The sequence below is a fragment of the uncultured Lamprocystis sp. genome (assembly GCF_903933125.1).
GTDB lineage: Bacteria > Pseudomonadota > Gammaproteobacteria > Chromatiales > Chromatiaceae > Thiodictyon.
This window is the reverse complement of the sequence record NZ_CAIZIZ010000017.1, coordinates 1-2825: the sequence shown is the minus strand read 5'-3', so window position 1 is coordinate 2825 and position 2825 is coordinate 1. Positions and strand designations below refer to the sequence as shown.

2 protein-coding genes and 1 pseudogene are annotated in these 2825 nt (G+C 63.0%); all 3 read left to right on the top strand.

What is annotated here, in order from left to right:
- Positions 1-313 (top strand): annotated as a pseudogene (locus QZY03_RS00815) (DNA helicase); the annotation flags it as partial.
- Entirely contained in the window at positions 313-2307 is a 1995-nt protein-coding gene (locus tag QZY03_RS00810; RefSeq protein WP_295577225.1) for a DUF927 domain-containing protein, read from the top strand. The pseudogene QZY03_RS00815 and the gene QZY03_RS00810, both read left to right, overlap by 1 nt.
- Positions 2297-2782, top strand: coding sequence for a hypothetical protein (locus tag QZY03_RS00805; RefSeq protein WP_295577223.1), 486 nt, complete (start codon positions 2297-2299; stop codon positions 2780-2782). Before QZY03_RS00810 ends, QZY03_RS00805 begins: the two co-directional genes overlap by 11 nt.
- The last annotated feature ends 43 nt before the right edge of the window (positions 2783-2825 follow it).

Genomic DNA, 2825 nt, shown 5'->3' with positions numbered 1-2825 from the left:
GGAGCCCCGGCCCCTGTACCACCTTGACCGGATCGCGGCGCGTCCTGACGCCATCGTCTTAGTCTGCGAAGGCGAAAAGGCGGCTGACGCTGCGGCGGAACTGTTCCCGGAGATGGTCACGACAACGACCATGAACGGCGCCCAGTCTCCGGCGAAGTCTGACCTTCGTCCGCTTGCGGGAAGGCGGGTTCGCGTTTGGCCGGACGCCGACCCGGCCGGCGCCAATTACGCCAAACAGGTTGCAGCGCTGGCCTTGGCGGTCGGTGCGGTGTCGGTGGAGGTCTTAGACCTTTCTTTTCTGGGGGCTTCCTGATGTCCCTACAGCGCGACTTACCATCCGGATGGGATGCGGCGGACGCTGTGGCGGACGGTTGGACCGCGGCGCGGTTGGCAAAGGTTGCCCGCTGGCTTCCGGTCTCGCCGGCCCCCGTAACCCATCAGAACCCTGAGCGACGCCCGGACCTACGCCCTGATACCAGATCGAGGAAAGGCGCGAATGACAGCGAAACAACCAAGACCGAGCAAGACGACACAGAGTCGGTCATTCCTCGCGCGGATGAACTGCCGAGTTCCTATTACGTCGAGCGCGGGGCAATCGTCTTTCGCAAGCCGGACGAGGATGCCATCGACGAAAACGGGAAATGCCCTAGACAATATGAAGGGCGGTCTATCTATGTTGGCCCACCGTTTCGGGTGTTGGCTGTTACGCGGGACGAGCGCGGCGACGATTTCGGGCGACTGATAGTGTTTAAGGACCTGGATGGGATCTACCGGCGCGAGGTCATCATGGACCGGGAGCGGGCGGGACAAGGGGATGCTCTGCGGGCGCGGCTGGCGGCGGCAGGACTTGAAGGCGCCAATAACCCAGACGCGCGGCGACATTTCATCGAACTGCTGCGGCGCTGGACGCCCAAGGCCCGCGCCCGGTCAGTCACCCGCACCGGATGGACGATGGACGGCCGGGCCTTCGTGTTACCTGACAAGGTGTTAGGCCGTCAATCCGAGGACGTGATTCTGGCGACAGAAGGCGAGCGGCCGGCGTTTGGCACTCGGGGCACCCTGGACGAATGGCGGCAGACTTTGGGCGCGTGGTGCGTCGGCAATTCGCGACTGACATTCGCTGTTTCGCTCGCATTCGCGGCGCCGTGCTTGCAGTTGATAGACGCCGAATCTGGCGGTTTCCATTTGGTTGGGAGTTCCGTCGATGCAAGTTCCAGCGGGAAAACCACGGTGCAACGGGTTGCAGCGTCGGTTTGTGGCTCGCCTGAGTATCTCCAGCGGTGGCGGGCGACCGATAACGCCATCGAAGGGTTAGCAGAATTGCACAACGATAGCCTGCTAATCCTGGATGAACTGAACCAGATGGACCCCAAGGCGGCCGGCGAGACCGCGCACATGTTGGGTAACGGTGTGGGGAAGTCGCGGATGGAACGGACGGCCGTGAACCGAGCGGTGAAGCGCTGGCGGTTGCTGTTTCTGTCCAGCGGTGAAATTGGTCTTGCCGAACATATGGCCAGCGTTTCGCGCAAAACGCGCGCTGGGCAAGAAGTCCGGATGGCCGAGATACCAGCGGACGCGGGCGCGGGCTTGGGGGTATTCGAGACGTTGCACGGTCACGCCAACGGGGCAACCTTTGCCGTGGCTCTGAAGGATGCGGCGGCGGCGCACTATGGGCACCCGCTGCTTTCTTTCATCAGCGCCCTGATGAAGGATCGGGCAGGCATTACCGCTGCAATCAAGCAGCACCAAGCCGGCTTTGTCGTGGATGTGCTGCGGGAGGTTGACGCCGCCGGGGGGCAGGTTCGGCGGGTCGCGGCCCGGTTCGGCTTGGTTGCTGTAGCCGGTGAACTGGCGACCCTGGAGGGCATTACTGGATGGCCCGAGGGCGCATCTTATCAAGCGGCAAAGCGCTGTTTCAATGATTGGTTGAGTGCCCGTGGTGGTACGGGACCAACAGAAGAGCTGGCACTCTTGGCGCAAGTGCGTTTGTTTTTTGAACGGCATTCCAATCGGTTGCGCTGGAAATCCCGCGTGCTGGACGATCATGCTCCCGAAGTGGCGATGTTAGCGGGATTCAAAGAACAATTACCTGACGGCGGAATTGTTTTCAATGTCTTACCGGAGACTTTTCGGCAAGAAGTTATCGCCGGCTTCAATGAGCGTGACGCGGGTCGGGTTCTTATTCGCCATGGGCTTTTGCAGCCGGGATCGGGCGGACGCACCACCCAAAAAATACGGCTTCCGGATCGGCCTACGCCCGCCAGAGTTTACGTGTTCCACCTGGACACCATAACAAATGAACCTTGATGCCTTGGCGCGAGTCTTTGCGGGCGTCCCGGACGATGCTCCCGCCAACCACGCGGCGCGGGAGGGTCGCGCGGCTGACGCTCGGGGGGCTGACGCGCGTCCCGATCCCACGGCGGGGACCATCGAGGGCGAGCCCGGCGCCCGGTGGTACGGCTTCACCGTGGCGGACTTGCAGACGGCGGCCGGGGTTGACTGGCCCGTGATCGCCCACCGGTCGGAGGCTCAGGATGCCTTGGCCTTGTTACTGCGGACCCGTGCCCAGCGGGACCGCGGGGAATGTCCGGATCACTACACCCAAGCGGCCGAGTGTGCGAACTGCGGCCCGGTCCTCTTGTGGGCGAGTGGACCGGCGTATCTGATCGCCTGCCCCTGGTGTACGGCGACCCGTCCAGGGGTCGCGATTCCGCGGCCGACGGCCGCTCAATTCAACCTCGCGCCAGAAAGAACGCGGGAAAAGCAGGAAGCCAAACGATGAAACGTCACAATCGCCCGAGCCGGGCGGCGCATCTGCGGGTAAT